Raw genomic sequence first — 548 nt, forward strand, 5'->3', positions numbered from 1 at the left:
GGGTTAGCGGGTTTGGGCCTTGGCTTCGGCTTCGGCCTTCATGCGGGCGGCGCGGTCGATGTCGGCCTGCTGGACGGCGGCCACCGAACCGAAGATGCTGACCGCCTGGTAGTAGGTCCAGGCCAGGCTGTAGCAGGCCGGCCGGACGACCGAGTTGTACGTGGCGCAGACGCGCTTCAGGTCTGCGTAGAAGGCGCTGTCGAGGCGGGACTTGTTGGCAGGGAACTGGCCGACCGCCTTGTAGTTGCGGTAGCCGAAGTCGTGCCGGTAGCAGCCCAGGTTGAAGGTGAATCCGAGCGGGTTGTCCGGGCTGGACGAGCAGTAGTCGGTGGACCAGTTGAAGTTGTATTCGGCCCAGGGGGCCCGGTTGACCCGGGCGCTGTTCCACGAGTTGTAGCTGGACGCGCTGGTCTGGGTCCAACTGGACAGCACGGAGAGCCGTTGGGCGGGGGTGACGGCGGCGGCGGGAGAGGCGATGGCGAGGGTGGTGAGCAGCGCTAACGCGCCCGAGGCGAGCAGGGTGGCGAGACGTCGGGGCACGGGTTACC

The 548-nt window shown here is 67.5% G+C and carries 1 protein-coding gene; it reads right to left on the reverse strand.

Going from position 1 to position 548, the window contains the following annotated elements; all coding sequences use genetic code 11:
- Positions 1-3: 3 nt before the first annotated feature.
- Entirely contained in the window at positions 4-540 is a 537-nt protein-coding gene (locus DLJ59_RS31255) for a phospholipase (protein ID WP_124777369.1), read from the reverse strand.
- Between the last annotated feature and the right edge of the window lie 8 nt (positions 541-548).

The organism is Micromonospora inaquosa (genome assembly GCF_003857055.1).
In the GTDB taxonomy this organism is placed as follows: domain Bacteria; phylum Actinomycetota; class Actinomycetes; order Mycobacteriales; family Micromonosporaceae; genus Micromonospora; species Micromonospora inaquosa.